This window comes from Novosphingobium aromaticivorans DSM 12444 (assembly GCF_000013325.1).
Classification (GTDB): Bacteria; Pseudomonadota; Alphaproteobacteria; order Sphingomonadales; family Sphingomonadaceae; genus Novosphingobium; species Novosphingobium aromaticivorans.
In genome coordinates, this window is sequence record NC_007794.1 from 2141598 (window position 1) to 2157690 (window position 16093).

16 protein-coding genes and 1 tRNA gene are annotated in these 16093 nt (G+C 66.5%); 7 read left to right on the forward strand and 10 right to left on the reverse strand.

Annotated elements, in window-relative coordinates; all coding sequences use genetic code 11:
• Positions 1 to 7: 7 nt before the first annotated feature.
• Positions 8 to 1522 (reverse strand): phospholipase D-like domain-containing protein, encoded by a 1515-nt coding sequence (locus SARO_RS10095; RefSeq protein WP_011445656.1) that lies wholly within the window; start codon positions 1520 to 1522, stop codon positions 8 to 10.
• 142 nt (positions 1523 to 1664) lie between these two features.
• Between SARO_RS10095 and SARO_RS10100 the strand changes: the two genes are divergently transcribed.
• Positions 1665 to 2432 carry a class I SAM-dependent methyltransferase gene (locus SARO_RS10100; RefSeq protein ID WP_011445657.1) on the forward strand — a complete coding sequence of 256 codons (768 nt, stop codon included), beginning with the start codon at positions 1665 to 1667 and terminating at the stop codon, positions 2430 to 2432.
• On the opposite strand, the gene SARO_RS10105 is transcribed toward SARO_RS10100, so the two are convergent.
• The 5 genes from SARO_RS10105 to grxC form a co-directional block, all read right to left on the reverse strand.
• On the reverse strand, positions 2413 to 2721 hold the full coding sequence (locus SARO_RS10105; RefSeq protein WP_011445658.1) for an FtsB family cell division protein: 309 nt from the start codon (positions 2719 to 2721) through the stop codon (positions 2413 to 2415). The genes SARO_RS10100 and SARO_RS10105 overlap by 20 nt on opposite strands.
• A 100-nt stretch (positions 2722 to 2821) precedes the next feature.
• Positions 2822 to 2898, reverse strand: a tRNA-Arg gene (locus SARO_RS10110).
• A gap of 44 nt (positions 2899 to 2942) precedes the next feature.
• On the reverse strand, positions 2943 to 3422 hold the full coding sequence (locus SARO_RS10115) for a DUF1178 family protein (protein ID WP_011445659.1): 480 nt from the start codon (positions 3420 to 3422) through the stop codon (positions 2943 to 2945).
• Positions 3419 to 4264, reverse strand: a complete 846-nt coding sequence (locus SARO_RS10120; RefSeq protein WP_011445660.1) for a carbon-nitrogen hydrolase family protein — start codon at positions 4262 to 4264, stop codon at positions 3419 to 3421. The genes SARO_RS10115 and SARO_RS10120 overlap by 4 nt, the downstream gene beginning before the upstream one ends.
• Complete coding sequence (gene grxC / locus SARO_RS10125) at positions 4261 to 4518, reverse strand: glutaredoxin 3 (RefSeq protein ID WP_041550288.1); 258 nt, start codon at positions 4516 to 4518, stop codon at positions 4261 to 4263. Before grxC ends, SARO_RS10120 begins: the two co-directional genes overlap by 4 nt.
• Positions 4519 to 4687: 169 nt before the next feature.
• Between grxC and SARO_RS10130 the strand changes: the two genes are divergently transcribed.
• Positions 4688 to 5149, forward strand: a complete 462-nt coding sequence (locus SARO_RS10130; protein WP_011445662.1) for an Hsp20 family protein — start codon at positions 4688 to 4690, stop codon at positions 5147 to 5149.
• Positions 5150 to 5325: 176 nt separating this feature from the next.
• Complete coding sequence (locus SARO_RS10135; RefSeq protein WP_011445663.1) at positions 5326 to 6903, forward strand: ABC-F family ATP-binding cassette domain-containing protein; 1578 nt, start codon at positions 5326 to 5328, stop codon at positions 6901 to 6903.
• A gap of 8 nt (positions 6904 to 6911) precedes the next feature.
• On the opposite strand, the gene SARO_RS10140 is transcribed toward SARO_RS10135, so the two are convergent.
• The 4 genes from SARO_RS10140 to tpiA form a co-directional block, all read right to left on the reverse strand.
• Entirely contained in the window at positions 6912 to 7601 is a 690-nt protein-coding gene (locus SARO_RS10140; protein ID WP_011445664.1) for a Crp/Fnr family transcriptional regulator, read from the reverse strand.
• A gap of 84 nt (positions 7602 to 7685) precedes the next feature.
• A complete protein-coding gene (locus SARO_RS10145; protein WP_011445665.1) occupies positions 7686 to 9317 on the reverse strand; it encodes a CTP synthase in 1632 nt (543 codons plus the stop codon).
• Positions 9318 to 9469: 152 nt separating this feature from the next.
• On the reverse strand, positions 9470 to 9865 hold the full coding sequence (gene secG, locus SARO_RS10150; RefSeq protein WP_011445666.1) for a preprotein translocase subunit SecG: 396 nt from the start codon (positions 9863 to 9865) through the stop codon (positions 9470 to 9472).
• Between the two features lie 105 nt (positions 9866 to 9970).
• On the reverse strand, positions 9971 to 10741 hold the full coding sequence (tpiA, locus tag SARO_RS10155) for a triose-phosphate isomerase (RefSeq protein ID WP_011445667.1): 771 nt from the start codon (positions 10739 to 10741) through the stop codon (positions 9971 to 9973).
• Positions 10742 to 11003: 262 nt separating this feature from the next.
• On the opposite strand from tpiA, the gene SARO_RS10160 reads away from it, so the two are divergent.
• The 4 genes from SARO_RS10160 to trpD are packed head-to-tail and all read left to right on the forward strand — an operon-like array spanning position 11004 to position 16066.
• Complete coding sequence (locus SARO_RS10160; RefSeq protein WP_011445668.1) at positions 11004 to 12944, forward strand: SurA N-terminal domain-containing protein; 1941 nt, start codon at positions 11004 to 11006, stop codon at positions 12942 to 12944.
• A 13-nt stretch (positions 12945 to 12957) separates the two neighbouring features.
• Entirely contained in the window at positions 12958 to 14493 is a 1536-nt protein-coding gene (locus SARO_RS10165; RefSeq protein WP_011445669.1) for an anthranilate synthase component I, read from the forward strand.
• Positions 14490 to 15077, forward strand: a complete 588-nt coding sequence (locus tag SARO_RS10170) for an anthranilate synthase component II (protein ID WP_011445670.1) — start codon at positions 14490 to 14492, stop codon at positions 15075 to 15077. Before SARO_RS10165 ends, SARO_RS10170 begins: the two co-directional genes overlap by 4 nt.
• Entirely contained in the window at positions 15074 to 16066 is a 993-nt protein-coding gene (gene trpD / locus SARO_RS10175; RefSeq protein WP_011445671.1) for an anthranilate phosphoribosyltransferase, read from the forward strand. The genes SARO_RS10170 and trpD overlap by 4 nt, the downstream gene beginning before the upstream one ends.
• Positions 16067 to 16093: the final 27 nt, after the last annotated feature.

Sequence of the window (16093 nt, forward strand, 5' to 3'; positions counted from 1 at the left end):
TCGTCCTTCAGCGCATCGGCCGCCGCAGGATGCGGCTCTTGAACAGGCCCCGGCGGTAGAAGGACAGCATCTCCTCCGGCCGCTCGGGATCGAGCACCTCGTTGTCGGCAAGCGCCTTCTCCGCATCGCTCAGCTCGCGCGGAACGAAGGCCTTCAGCCGCTTGCCGTCCTGCGGGGCCGCAGCGATCATCGCCGCCATCCCGCCGTGCTCCTCAAGAAGTTCCGCTACCTTTTCAGGCGCGATACCGCAATGCTCCGCCAGCAGCGAAATGCGCAGCCGCCGGATCGCCGCGCCGCAATGCCCGTTGGCCGGACGCGCGCTGTCGATGAACACGTCGCATTCACTGTCCAGCCCCATCGACCGGTTGTTGAGATTGGCCGAGCCGATCCGCAGCACTTCGTCGTCGACGATGGTCAGCTTCGAGTGGACATAGATCGGCTTGCCGCCTGCGGTGAACGGATGCCAGACCGAGAACCGTCCCTTGCGGTCCACCTCCTCGATGGCGTGCACGAGCCGGGTGCGCGCACCGTCCATCGCGGTCTGCTCCAGCCAGCCATCCGACGACTCGGGGTTTATCAGGATGACCTCGGGCGGATTTTCCTCCTGCATGCGCAGCGCGATCGCCTCGGCAATGCGGCGAGACGAGAAATACTGGTTCTCGAAGTAGACGAAATGCTTGGCGCGCGCGATATGCTCGAGGAACAGCGCCTCCACCTCGCGCACTTCACCGGCATTGGCATATTGCGACCGCGTCCGGGCAATGCCGATCTCGACATCGCGGAACTCGGCCTCGATGCGGGCAGGCCAGGGCGTTTCCTCCTGCGGCTCGCATGCCTGCATCGGCTTGCCCCCCGCCTGCTCCCATCGCGTCCGGCCAAAATCGCCCAGCAACCGCGCCGCCTCGCCTTCGACCAGCATGGTGCAATCGTGCCACGGCCCATAGAGCTTGCCGCCGGGCCGTCGCCGCCGCTTGTCGTCATCAAGGTGCTGGCGCGTATCCCAGCGGTCCCCGGCCATGTCTATGCCGCCGCACACCGCGAAACGATCGTCGATGACCGCGATCTTCTGGTGGTGGCTGCACCCCAGCGGGTGCGCGCTGTCGAGCTTGAAGACAATTCTGGGGTGGCGCCACCAGCGCAGCAGGTCCAGCATCATCGACCCGCGAAAGAAGGCCTTGAGAGCGCCGAAGTTCCATTTCAGCACCCTGATGTCGAGCTTCTTGCGCCGGTTGGCCAGCCACACGACAAACGGCCCGAGCCTTGCCGGAGATATCCTCCGGCGTGGAAGGTTCCACCAACGCCGACCGCTGCCAATGATGATCCGCGTGTCGAAATCCCAACCGATCAAAAGTATCCGCTGGCGCGCACGCATCATCGCTTCGCGCATCAGCGAAAAGTAGTCGTCCGCGTCAATCACGGCGTGGGCCCGCGTGGCCATTACATAGCGCCATACCGAAGGCGATTCGCCATCGCCCTGCATCGTTTCGTCGGCGGACGGGATCGTTTCGGCGCCCTGCGTCACGCAAAACTCACTTTGTGCATAGTGACTTCCAGATTATCGTTATTGCCACTGCTACGTTCCGATTATCTATTTAATTCCCGCTAGTTATGCGAACGTTGTTTGGACTTTACGCGGCAATGCGGGCGATGCACCAGTTCCCGCGATGCCGTTTTCCGCTGAACTCCTTGCGTCGGTACGCTCCGGCCTTCGTGCGGTTCCACCGCTCCACAAGGCCGTCCGGTCGATCAGGGATCTTGCCGATCCGGACCGCCGGGCAATGCGCCGGATGCTCCGCCGTCACGCGGGGCACGTCCTGCAACCCTACCCCACCACCTTCGAAGACCGTTACCCGGAAGTGTTCACGGCGCTCAGCGCGCTCCTGTGGGACGTTCCGGAACCTGCGATCCTTTCGTTCGGCTGTTCCGACGGAAGCGAGGTCCGCAGCCTTCGCCGCTGGTTTCCACGGGCACGCATCATCGGTCTGGACCCCAATCCCCGGATGATCCGCGAGGCGCGTGCACATCTCGCGCTCAACCCCGATCGCGGCATCTCCTACATCGAGGCCAATTCGACCGACGCCCTGGGCGACATGCAGTTCGATGCCATTCTCGCTATGGCCGTGTTCCGCCACGGCCGGCTTGAAACCGAAGCGCCTGACCGGTGCGACGAAGTCCTGCCCTTTGCGCAGTTCGACAAGGAAGTGACGGCGATGCATCGCCATCTGCGGCCGGGCGGATGGCTCTCGGTCTGGAATGGCCACTTCCGCTTTCGCGACACGACCATTGCCCCCCACTATCAGGCCCGAACCCTGACCTTTACCCGCGAAGTGCCGCTCACCCTGCTGTACGGGCGCGACAACCGCAGGATCGATGACGAGCCCTATGCGGAAGTCCTGTTCCGCAAGCGCGAGGTCAGTGCTGGACAGGAATGACCAGTTCGTCCGGATGGGCGACGTTCAGGTTGCTGCGCAGCAGTTCCCCGACAAGGTCAGGGTCGGCGTGGCGCGGGTCGAGCAGCGCCACGCGGTTCTTCAACCGGTCGCGTTCGGCGGTAAGCTGCGCGATCTCGTGCTGCCGCTGATCCAGCAGGCGCGCATTCTCGCCCCAGGCGAGCAGGCCGCTTGGCCCGGCAATGCCGATCGCGCCCAGAACCAGCAGCGCGACAAGCGCCAACGACTGGGTCAGGCTGTCTTTGGGAAGAAGGGCACGACGCGATTGCATGAACGGACTGAATCACAATTCCACAGGCGATTCAAGCAACAATCGCGGGAACGACTACTGCCGGCGAAATAATCGGCCGAACCGTGGGAATGCCGGAAAATGGTGCGCCCGACAGGATTCGAACCTGTGGCCCCCAGATTAGGAATCTGGTGCTCTATCCTGCTGAGCTACGGGCGCCCGCGCTCCCTTTAGGCAGCGGGCACGGCGCTGGCAACGCTCTTTCAGTTGGTTTCCTCGGGCGGCACCACCGGGAAAAGCAGCGGTGCGACGGGAATGCCTTCCTCGACTAGCTCGCGCGCCTCGTCCAGCGTGGCCTTGCCGTGGATCGCGACGGTGTCCTTCTCGCCATAATGCATGGCGCGGGCATCGTCGGCGAAATTCTCGCCGACCCAGGTCGAGGACTTGATCGCCTCGGCCTGCATCGCCGCAACCGCCTTGAGCATCGCGACCGCTTCGGGCGGGAGCGGGGCGTTCGTCGCTGCCTGGGGCGCGACCTCGGCTCCACCACGCGGAACTGCCGGCAACTGGTTGCCCTTGCGCCCCACGTTCGGCGCCATCACGGCCTTGGTCACTTCGGGCGATCCGCAAGTCGGACACGACACCAGTCCGCGCGCGCATTGGTCGTCGAAATCCGTCGAAGAGCCGAACCACCCCTCGAAACGGTGCCCCATCGGCCCGCATTGCAGATCAAAGACAATCATGGGGCCGATCTAGGGATTTCGCGCTTGTTGGCAAGACTGGGAAGCTGTGCCCTGACCTCGTCCGTTCGGGCAGGATCGATCACGGCATAGCCCAGCGACGTGCCCTCTCCACCATCGAGCGCCACCTCGCCCCACGGATCGACCACCAGCGAATGACCGAAAGTCTCGCGCCCGTCCTCATGGCGTCCGCCCTGGGCCGCCGCGATCACCCACGCGCTTGCCTCGACCGCGCGCGCGCGCTGCATCAGGTGCCAATGCGCCTTGCCGGTCGGCACGGTGAATGCGGCGGGAATGCGGATGGCGTCGCACCTGCGCCGGCCAAGCTCTTCGAACAGCGCGGGAAAACGCACGTCATAGCAGATCGCCATGCCAAGCATGCCGACCGGCGTCTCGACCGTCACGACCTGCTCGCCGGGCGTGTACGCCGCCGACTCCCGCCATGTCTCGCCAGTCGCAAGGTCGACGTCGAACATGTGTATCTTGTCATAGCGCGCGGCGACCGCCCCGTCGGCATCGATCACGAAACCGCGATTGGCCCACTTGCCGTCGTCGCGCAGAATGGCCAGCGAACCCAGGTCTATCCAGATGCCAAGGTCGCGCGCCGCCTTTCGGGCCGAAGCCAGAACCGGATTCTCGGCTTCGGTAACGATATGACGCGTTGCCCGTGCGCGCTCGCGGTCGAGCAGGCCGCACATCTCGGGTGTAAACAGCATCGCCGCGCCGGCCTCGGCCGCGCGCGTCGCGGCATCCACGATGGCGGCGGCATTGACCAGCGGATCGATGCCGCTGGTCATCTGGAACAGCGCGACCTTGGCAGGTCCCCGCGGTGCGCCGCTGCTCACAGGCCCAGCATCATGTCCAGCTTGCCCTGCGCGTTGAGCGCGGCGAGGTCATCGGAACCGCCCACGTGGAGGCCGTCGATGAAGATCGAGGGAACGGTGGTGTGCCCTGGCGCGCGCTCGAGCATCTCGGTCTTCTTCGGCCCGCCCATCGTCACGTCGATTTCCTCGTAGGATACGCCCTTGCCGTCCAGCAGTTGCTTGGCGCGAAAGCAGTAGGGGCAGCCCCACTTGGTGTACATTTCAACCTTGGGCATATTGGGCATCGGTACCTCGAACTGGGGTCTTGAAATGGGAAAATCGCTAACACACATGGGTTGGCGTGTCATGCGCCGCAAGTCGGGCATGGCCATCAACCGCCGGGGCGGACGCCGGTTTCCGGGTTTGCCGCGGCAAGTGCAGATTGCTCTTGTTGAGGATGTTGCAATGAACCGTTTCGACTTCACCCCCTATCGTCGCACCACCGTGGGCTTCGACCGCCTGTTCGACCTGCTCGAACGCCAGGCGCGCGCCAATTCGGGCGACAACTACCCGCCCTTCAACATCGAGCGCAGCGGCGACGATGCCTATCGCATCACGCTCGCCGTCGCCGGGTTCAAGGCGGAGGATATCGACATCACCGCCCAGCAGAACCTGCTCGTGGTCAAGGGCCAGAAGCCGGAACCGCAGGATCGCGAATACCTTCACGTCGGCATCGCGAACCGCGGGTTCGAGCGCCGCTTCGAACTGGCCGACTTCGTCCGCGTCGAAGCCGCCGACCTCGCCGACGGCCTGCTGACCATCGACCTCGTGCGCGAAGTGCCCGAGGCAATGAAGCCCAAGAAGGTGCTGATCGGCGCCCATAACCCGCTCAAGGTGATCGAGGGCGACAACACCGCCGCCGCCTGATCGTCTGGTGGGATTCAATGTCGGGACGGGTCGCAAGGCCCGTCCCCAACTCTCCAAGCTTGCCCGCAGCTCCGGCTGACGCTACCTTGCGCAACTCACTGCCGGAGTATTCGAAGTCATGGATCGCCCCCTGAACGCAACGCCCCATTGCCTTGCCTTCAGGAAAGTCGCGTCCCATGCCCGCTTCGATAACTGTCTCCTCTCTTTCCTGGTCCACGCCTGACGGCCGGCCGGTCCTTTCCGGCCTCGACCTCTCTTTCGCTGCTGAACGCACCGGCATTGTTGGCCGCAACGGCACCGGCAAGTCCACTCTGCTGCGTCTGATCGCCGGAGAGCTTGCGCCGTCATCCGGCAGGATCGTCGTCAATGGAACGATCGCCGTCCTGCGCCAGATCGTGGCCCGCAACCCCGGCGAGACGCTGGCCGAGGCATTGGGCATTGCCGACGATCTTGCACTCCTGCGCCGTGCGGAACAGGGGCTTGCCAGCGTCGATGATCTCGAACGCGCCGACTGGACCCTGGAGAGCCGCCTGGCCGAGGCCTTTGCCCAGGCCGGCCTTGCCGCCACCGCGCAGACCCCCGTCGCCACGTTGTCGGGCGGCCAGCAGACCCGTGCCGGGCTTGCCGCCGCGATCCTTGCCGATCCCGACTTCCTCCTGCTCGACGAACCGACCAACAACCTCGATGCCGAAGGACGCGAAAGCCTTGGCGCATTCCTTGCGGGCTGGCGCAAGGGCGCGCTGGTGGTCAGCCACGACCGCCACCTCCTCGAAGGAATGGACGCCGTGGTCGAGCTGACCTCGCTTGGCGCGACGCGCTATGGCGGGCCATACAGCCACTACCGCGAACGCAAGGATCTGGAACTCGCCACCGCGCGCCAGGAACGCGATCTCGCGGAACGGGCGCTCGGCCAGGTGCGCGAAAGCGCGCAGACCGCGCGTGAGCGAAAGGACCGGCGCGATGGCGTCGGCCAGAAGAAGGCGCGCAAGGGCGACATGCCGCGCATCCTGATCGGCGCGCGCAAGGAGCGGGCGGAAAACACCACCGGATCCAACGCCCGTCTCGCCGAACGCGAGGCCGCCGAAGCAGCCGAGCGCCTCGCCGAAGCCCGCGCTCGCCTCGAAGTGGTCGAACCCCTGCGGGTCGAACTCCTCCCCACAGGGCTCGCCGCCTCGCGAACGGTGGTCGAACTCATCGACGTCACCTTTGGCCATGGCGATGCTCCGCCGCTGTTCTCCGCTCTCGATCTTGCCGTCGTGGGACCGGAACGCATCGCCATCACCGGCCCCAACGGTGCAGGGAAATCGAGCCTGATCCATCTGATCGCCGGCAACCTGAAACCGCGCGCCGGCAGCGTCCGGGTGCCGGTGCCCTTCGCCCTGCTGGACCAGCACGCCAGCCTGCTCGATCCCGCCCTGAGCATCGTCGGCAACCTCCGAAAGCTAAAGCCAGACCTGGACGAGAACGCCGCCCGCGCGGCGCTGGCCCGCTTCGGTTTCCGGGCAAGTGCGGCGGACCAGACGGTGTCGACGCTAAGCGGCGGCCAGGCGATCCGCGCCGCGCTGGCCTGCGTCCTTGCGGGAACGCCCCCGCATCTTCTGCTGCTGGACGAGCCGACCAACCATCTCGACCTCGACGCCATCCAGGCGATCGAGGCAGGGCTGTCCGCCTACGATGGCGCGCTGATAGCGGTAAGCCACGACGTGGCGTTCCTCGATGCCATCGCCATCACGCGCCGGGTCACGCTGGAATAGCGCTGCGCCTACCAGGCCTCCGCGACATCGACCAGCGCCTCGCGGTCGAGGATCGTCACCCTGCCCCCCTTCAGCGCAACGATGCCGTTCTCGGCCCAGGCGGAAAGCTGCCGGTTGATCTGCTCTCGCGACATGCCGGCGAAGTTGCCCAGTTCGCCCTGGCTCAGCGCGATCTTGAGCTGCGCCCCGGCATCCGAACCCTCGCCCATCATCAGGCGCAGCAGGAACCGCGCAAGCCTCGGCCCGGACGTATAGGCCCTGTCGGCTTCGATCACCGCGTTGTTCTGGCGAAGTCGCCGCGCCATCGCCTTCAGCAGGCGCAGCGACAGGCCCTTGTGACGGTCGATGATCTCGGCAAAGGCGCTGCGCGTCAGCACCAGCGCCTCGACCGGCTCGATCGCCTCGACCGAGGCCGTCCGTTCCCCGCCGTCGAGAAACGCGATCTCGCCCAGGACATGGCCCGCCTCGGCATAGTCGAGGATGATTTCGCGACCATTGGCGGCCACCATGCTGACGCGCGCAAGGCCGCTCAGCACGATGAAGAGCGTCTTGCCCTCCTCGCCCTGCGCCATGAGTTCCTGGCCGGGCTTGAAGGTTCGGACCTGACCGCGCCCGATGATGTCCGAAAGCTCGGCCTGCTCGCAATCCGCGAACAGGCTCTGTGCCGTCAGTGCCTGTGCCAGCCTCGCCGCGTCCATCGCCGTCTCGCCCCCTGCCGCGACAGCCGCGGCCGGCGGCAAATAATCAGCAAACCGGGGCTCTGGCCAGCCCCTTCACGTTTTTTAAACCAGACGCGCCTGCTTGACTGCGGCCGCGATGAACCCCTTGAACAGCGGGTGCGGCTCGAACGGACGGCTCTTCAGTTCGGGATGGAACTGCACACCGATGAACCACGGATGGTCGGGACGCTCCACGATCTCGGGGAGCAGTCCGTCGGGCGACATGCCCGAAAACACCAGCCCGCCCTTTTCCAGCCGTTCCTTGTAGGCGACGTTCACTTCGTAGCGGTGGCGATGCCGTTCGCTGATCACGGTGCTGCCATAGATGTTGGCGACGTGACTGTTGCCTGCAAGGTGCGCCTCATACGCGCCCAGGCGCATGGTGCCGCCCAGATCCCCGCCTTCGGAGCGTTTCTCAAGCCCTTCGGCGGTCATCCACTCGGTGATGATGCCCACGACCGGCTCGTCGGTCGGCCCGAACTCTGTCGACGAAGCGCCCGCGATCCCCGCCGTGTTGCGGGCCCCCTCGACGCAGGCCATCTGCATGCCGAGGCAGATGCCGAAGAACGGCACCTTGCGTTCGCGCGCAAAGCGCACCGAGGCGATCTTGCCTTCGGTCCCGCGCTCGCCGAAGCCGCCGGGCACGAGAATGCCGTGCATCGGCTCGAGCTGCGCGGCGATCTCGTCGTCGCCCTTCTCGAAAAGCTCGGCGTCGAGCCACTTGACCCGCACCTTGACGCGATTGGCCATGCCGCCATGCGCCAGCGCCTCGTTGAGCGACTTGTAGGCGTCCTGCAGGCCGACATACTTGCCGACCACGCCGATCGTCACTTCGCCCTCGGGGTTCTGGTAGCGGTCGACGATGTCTTCCCACCGCGCCAGGTCCGGGTCCGGAGCGGTCAGGCCGAAGTGGCGCAGCACTTCGCCGTCCAGCCCCTCGGCGTGATACTGCAACGGCACCGCATAGATGCTCGAAGCGTCGAGCGCGGGAATGACCGCCGATTTGCGCACGTTGCAGAACTGCGCGATCTTGGCGCGCTCACCCTCCGGAAGCGGCTTCTCGCAGCGGCAAAGCAGGATGTCCGGCTGGATGCCAAGCCCGGTCAGTTCGCGCACGGAATGCTGGGTCGGCTTGGTCTTCAGCTCGCCCGCCGCCGCGATGTAGGGCACCAGCGTCACGTGGACGAAACAGGTCTGGTCGCGGTCAAGCTCGTTGTGGAGCTGACGCAGCGCCTCGATGAAGGGCAGACCCTCGATGTCGCCCACGGTGCCGCCGATCTCGCACAGCACGAAGTCGAGATCCTCGGTCTCGGCCTGGGCGAAGTCCTTGATCGCATCGGTCACGTGCGGAATCACCTGGACCGTCGCGCCGAGATAGTCGCCGCGCCGCTCCTTCGTGATGATATCGCGATAGATGCGGCCCGAAGTGATGTTGTCCGCCTGCCGCGCCGAAACGCCGGTGAAGCGTTCGTAGTGGCCGAGGTCGAGGTCGGTCTCGGCGCCGTCGTCGGTCACGTAGACCTCGCCGTGCTGATAGGGGCTCATCGTCCCCGGATCGACGTTCAGATAGGGGTCGAACTTGCGGATGCGCACGCGAAATCCGCGTGCCTGCAACAGAGCCGCGAGGCTCGCTGCCATGAGTCCCTTGCCGAGCGAGGAAACCACGCCGCCGGTGATGAATATGTACCGCGCCATGGGAGTCGGGCCTTAGCGTCAGAGGTTGCATGAACGCAAGCGGTTGCCGCTGTAATCTTTGCGGCAATCCACAAGCGGGTATCGAAAACAACACGAAAGCCGTCCCGCAACCTCAACGGAGCGGGGCGGCAGGTCGCGTTGCCGTAAAGGTTTTACTGGCCAGCCGCGCCCTTGAGCGGATCGGCCGGAGCCTGCTGCGCGGGCGCCTGCTGCTGGGCCGGAGCCGGAGCACCCTGCGCCGGAGCGAGCGGATCGGCGGCGGGCGCGTTCTGAACCGGCGTCGCGCGTTCAAGCGAGGTGTCGATCTCGCGGCCCGAGGTCGCGCCGACCGCAAGTGCGGCAAGGATGATGCTGAGCAGCACGAACAGCGAGGCGAGAACTGTCGTCGCCCGGGTCATGAAGTCCGCCGCGCCGCGTGCCGACATGAAGCCCGCCGGGCTGCCGCCAACGCCAAGACCACCGCCTTCGGACTTCTGCATCAGGATCACCACGACAAGCAGCGCCGCGATGATCGCCTGGACCACGGTAAGGAAAATGAACAGCGACATGAATCTCTACCCTTGGCGCGAAGCCGCGCAGGAATTTCTGGCCATGTAGGCGCGTGCGCCCTTCGGCGCAACCCGTCGGACGCTCCACCCTTGCGGGAAGCAGCCTCAGGCTTCGCCGGTACCCGCCGCCGCGACGATGGGCAGGAACGCCTCGGCCGTCAGGCTCGCGCCGCCGACCAGCGCGCCGCCGACGCCGTCCGCCGCCAGCAGTTCCGCGGCGTTTCCGGAATTCACCGAACCGCCGTAGAGAATGCGGACCTTGCTGCCGGATTCACCATAAAGCGCGACGAGGCGGGCGCGGATTGCGGCGTGCATCGTCACCACGTCCTCGACAGCGGCCACGCGGCCGGTGCCGATGGCCCAGACCGGCTCATAGGCAACCGCGACCTTACCCGCTGCAACTGCCTCGGCGGCCGTTTCCGGTGAAGGAAGCGAACCGTCGACCTGCGATGAGACAACCGCCTCCGCCTTGCCCGCGTCGCGCTGGTCCAGCGTTTCGCCGACACATACGATGATGTCGAGGCCCGCCGTCAGCGCCGCTTCGGCCTTGGCCTTGACCAGCGCGTCGTTCTCGCCGTGATCCTTGCGGCGCTCGCTGTGGCCTAGAATCGCGAAGTCGGCCCCGGTGTCGACCAGCATCGCTGCCGAGACGTCGCCGGTATGCGCGCCCTTGACCTCGGTGTGGCAGTCCTGCCCGCCCACGCCCATGGCGCTCACCGCTTCGCGCAGCGCGCCGATCAGGGTGAACGGAGGGGCGATGGCCACCTGCACGTCGGGATAGCGCCCCGCCGCCCGGTCGATCGCGCGGGCTTCGGCCAGCATGGCGCGGCTCCCGTTCATCTTCCAGTTTCCGACAATGTAAGGACGATGCGACATGATCGGCCGGTTCCCCTGTAAATTCCCTGATGCAATCGGTATTTTCCGGTCCGTGAAGGCCGGAGTCGTCGCGGCGGCTAACAAACCCGCGCCGATTCTGCAAAACGCCTGATCGCATAAGCGTTAAAAATCGCACCACCACACCCCGAGGCGGCCCGCAGGGCGACGCAGCCATTGCGGGAAACGCGTTTGCCTCCTAAGGCATCGCCCAATCCCAAACAGGGCGCCATCAGGCACCCAGACAAGAGACGAACACCCGCAAATGCTCGGCTTCTTCCGCTCGTTCCTCAAGTCCCGCATCGGCGTAGCAATCGCCCTGCTTTTCCTCGGCCTGATCGCGCTCGCCTTTGCCAGCGCCGATGTCACCGGCAGCGGCTTCGGCGGCGTCGCCGGCGGGGACCGTGCCGCCAAGGTCGGCTCCGGCCGCATCGGCACGGGCGAACTCGGCAAGGCACTGACCAGCGCGTTCGAGCAGGACCGCCAGAAGCAGCCCGGCCTGACCATGAAGCAGTTCCTCGACGGCGGCGGCCTCGAAGGCGTCCTGTCGGGCATGATCGACAGGCTGGCGCTTGCGGAATGGGGCAAGAAGCACGGCCTCGCGGTCAGCGACCGCCTGGTCGACAGCGAGATCGTCAAGATCGGCGCGTTCCAGGGCCCTGACGGCAAGTTCAGCCAGAAGGCCTATGAGCAACTCCTCGCCCAGCGCGGCCTTACGGACAAGGAAGTGCGCAACGACCTTGCACAGGGCCTGATGGCCCGCCAGCTTCTGCTGCCCGCCGCGTTCGGCGCGCAGATGCCGGCCGAAGCGGTCCTGCGCTATGCCTCGCTGCTTACCGAAAAGCGCGTCGGCACGATCATTTCGGTCCCCTCGCTGGCCTTCGCGCCCGCCGGCGGCCCCGATGACAACGCCCTCGCCGCGTTCTACAACGCCAACAAGGGCCGCTACATGCAGCCCGAACGCCGCACGATCCGCTATGCGCTCGTCGACGAGGCAACGCTCAAGAACGTGCCCGCTCCGACCGACGCGGAAATCGCCAACCGCTACAAGCTCAACACCGCCGTCTACGCGCCCAGCGAACAGCGCTCGGTCACGCAGGTGATCGTGCCGACCGAAGCCGCGGCGCGCGCGCTCGCCGCCGAAGTCGGCAAGGGCGGCGCGCTCGACACGGCCGCCCGATCCAAGGGCCTCGTCGCCAGCAAGCTCGCCGACCAGACCCGCGACACCCTTGCAAACCAGACGTCGAAGGCCGTAGCCGATGCCGCGTTCGCCGCCACGGCGGGCACGCTCGCCACGCCGGCGAAGTCGGGCCTGGGCTGGCATGTGCTCAAGGTCGATGCGGTAAAGCGCAATCCCGGCAAGACGCTCGATCAGGCGCGCGCCGAAATCGTCACGGCCCTGACGCTGGAAAAGCGCCGCGCGGCGCTTTCCGACCTCGCCGCGCAAGTCGAGCAGGAAATCGACAGCGGCACCGGCCTTGCCGACATCGCGAAGAACCTTGGCCTCACCGTCCAGACGACGCAGCCGCTGCTGGCCAACGGCACTGTCTTCGGCAAGGCGGCGGAAAAGGCGCCCGCCGATATCGCGCCGCTCGTCCAGGCCGCCTTTGCGATGGAACGGGAAGGCGAAGCCCAGCTTGCCGAAATCAAGCCGGGCGAAAAGTTCGCCATCTACGACGTCGGACAACTCACCGCCGCGACCCCGGCTCCACTTGCCGCCATCAAGGACGCCGTCGCCCGCGACTGGGCGCTCCAGCAGGGCTCGGCCAAGGCGAAGGCCGCCGCCGACAGGATCCTCGCAGCGCTCGACAAGGGCACCCCGCTTGCCGAAGCCGTAAAGCTCGCCGGTGTCGCCATTCCCGCGCCGCAGCCCATCGACATGGGCCGCCAGCAGATCGGCGCGATGCAGGGCCAGGTCCCGCCGCCGCTCGCGCTGCTCTTCGCCATGGCCGAAGGCAGCAACAAGCGCCTCGAGGGCCCGAACAAGGCCGGATGGTACGTCGTCTCGCTCAAGGACATCGTGCCCGGCGCAGTGAAGCGCGAAGACCAGATCTTCGCCGGCGCCTCGCGCGAGCTGGGCGCCGTCACCGGCAACGAATATGCTGAATCCCTGCGCCGCGCGATCGGCAAGGACCTTGGCATCGAACGCAACGAATCCGCGATCAAGGCCGTCCGCAACCAGCTGACCGGCGCGAACAACCAGTAAGTCCACAAAGACGATGACCACGATCGACGCATCCGCCGTCTCGCTGCCGGAAAACCACCGCGCCGCGCTTTCCCAGCTTTCCGCCGGAAAGCCGGCGCTGGTCTGGCGCAAGCTGATCGTCGATACCGAGACTCCCGTCGGCGCCGCGCTCAAGCTGATGGAAAGCGGTCGCGGCGATTTCCTGCTCGAATCCGTGCAGGGCGGCGAAGTACGCGGGCGCTACAGCCTGCTCGGGCTCGATCCCGATCTCGTCTTCCGCGCCACCGGCTCGTCGGCAGAGATCAACCGCATCTGGCGGCACGACAAGGCAGCCTTCGCACCGCTACCCGGCGATGCCCTCGCCGAACTGCGCGCGCTCGTCGCCTCCTGCCGCATCGACGTCCCGGCCGAGCTGCCCTCGGCGCTCGCCTGCCTCGTCGGCTACTTCGGCTACGAGACCATCGGCCTGGTCGAGAAGCTGCCCCGCGCACCGCAGAGCGAGCTTGTCCTGCCCGACATGCTGTTCACCCGCCCGACCGTGGTGCTGGTGTTCGACCGCCTGTCCGACGAACTCTTCGCCATCGCCCCGGTCTGGGCCGAAGGCGGCGATCCGGCGCGCCTGCTCGAAGCCGCGGCGGAGCGCATCGACAATGCCCTGCGCCGGCTGTCCGATCCGGTCCCCGCCGATGCGCGCCTTGCCGAAGCGGTCGACGTCACGCCGCAGCCAGTCATGGCCGCACCCGACTATGCGCGTATGGTGACTGCCGCCAAGGACTACATCGAGGCGGGCGACATCTTCCAGGTCGTCCTCGCCCAGCGCTTCACCGCGCCCTTCCCGCTGCCGCCCATCGCGCTCTACCGTTCGCTGCGCCGCATCAATCCCTCGCCGTTCCTCTACTTCCTCGACATGCCGGGCTTTGCGCTCACCGGCTCCTCGCCGGAAATCCTGGTCCGCATCCGCGACGGCGAAGTCACGATCCGCCCGATTGCCGGCACCCGCCCGCGCGGGCGCACCGCCGAGGAAGACCGGGCCAACGAAGAGAGCCTGCTGGCCGATCCCAAGGAACGCGCCGAACACCTCATGCTGCTCGACCTCGGCCGCAACGACGTCGGCCGCGTGGCCAGGGCCGGCACCGTGAAAGTCACCGAAAGCTACACGGTCGAACGCTACAGCCACGTGATGCACATCGTCTCGAACGTGGTCGGCCAGCTCGACACGAACCGCGCCGACAGCGTCGACGCCCTCTTCGCCGGGTTCCCCGCCGGCACAGTCTCGGGCGCACCCAAAGTCCGCGCCTGCGAGATCATCGCCGAACTCGAACCCGAGACGCGCGGCGCCTACGCTGGCGGTGTCGGCTATTTCGCGCCCGACGGCTCTGTCGATAGCTGCATCGTCCTCAGGACCGGCATCCTCAAGGACGGCGTCCTCCATGTCCAGGCTGGCGCCGGCATCGTCGCCGACAGCGACCCCGCCTACGAACAGCGCGAATGCGAAGCCAAGAGCGGCGCCCTCTTCGCCGCCGCGCGCGAAGCCGTCCGTGTCGCCACAGAACCGAAGTTTGGCCAATGATCCTCGTCATCGACAACTACGACAGCTTCACCTGGAACCTCGTCCACTACCTGATGGAGATGGGCGCCGAGGTCGAAGTCGTGCGCAACGATGCGCTGACCGCCGAACAGGCGATCGGAACCGGCGCGCAAGGGTTCCTGCTCTCGCCCGGTCCCTGCACACCCAACGAGGCGGGCGTCAGCCTCGATCTCGTCGGAGCGGCGGCGGATGCACGGCTGCCCCTGCTCGGCGTGTGCCTCGGCCACCAGTCGATCGGCCAGTATTTCGGCGGCAAGGTCGTGCGTGGCGGGCTGATGCATGGCAAGACCAGTCCGGTCGAGCATGATGGCACCGGCGTCTTCGAAGGCCTGCCCAGCCCCTTCATCGCCACCCGCTATCACTCGCTGATCGTCACCGACATTCCCGACTGCCTCGTGGTCAATGCCCGGTCCGACGACACCCACGTCATGGGCTTCCGCCACCGCGACCTGCCCATCCACGGCGTCCAGTTCCACCCGGAGTCCATCGCCACCGAACACGGCCACGCGATGATCGCGAACTTCCTCAGGATCTGCGGCATCAAGACGAACCCGCTCCCGGCATGACCCTGCTCCCCGATCCCCAGCACCCGCTAGAGGAAGCCGAGGCCGAAGCCGCCTTTGCCGCGATTCTCGATGGCGCCGTGGCGGATGAAGCCATCGCCCGGTTTCTCGTGGGCCTGTCCGACCGTGGCGAGAACGCCAGCGAGATCGCCGGCGCCGCCCGGGCCATGCGCGCCCGGATGATCCCGATCAAGGCGCCCGCAAACGCCATCGACGTCTGCGGCACCGGCGGCGACGGGCATCACACGCTCAACGTCTCCACCGCCGTCAGCCTCGTCGTCGCCGCCTGCGGCGTGCCCGTCGCCAAGCACGGCAACCGCGCCGCCAGTTCCAAGGCCGGCGCCGCCGATACCCTCGAAGCCCTGGGCCTCAATCTCGACCGCGCCGCCGAAACCGCCGAAGAGACGTTGGCCGACCTCGGCATCTGCTTCCTCTTCGCCGCGCGTCATCACCCGTCGATGGGCCGTATCATGCCCATCCGCAAGGCGCTCGGCCGCCGCACCATCTTCAACCTGATGGGGCCGCTCGCCAATCCCGCCAACGTGCGCCGCCAGCTCGTCGGCATCGCGCGTCCGGCCTATGTCCCGATCTATGCCGAAGCCATCCTGCGCCTCGGCACCGATCACAGCTTCGTCATTTCCGGCGATGAGGGGCTCGACGAACTGAGCCTTGCCGGCGGCAACGAACTGGCCGAAGTGCGCGACGGCGAAATCTCCATGCGCCGCGTAACGCCTGCGGACGCCGGCCTGCCCGAAAGCGCGGTCACCGCGATCCGTGGCGGCGACGCGGCCCATAACGCCCGCGCCCTGCGCGCCCTCCTCGAAGGCGAGCACGGTCCCTACCGCAACGCCGTGCTCTTCAACGCCGCCGCCGCGCTCATCATCGCGGGCGAGGCGCAGGACTGGCACGAAGGCGTCGAGGAAGCAGCCGAAGCCATCGACAAGGGCCTTGCCAACGCCCTTCTCAACTGCTGGATCGCCGCTCTCGAATAGTGTCCCCGTCGCCATTCATGTCGAGCG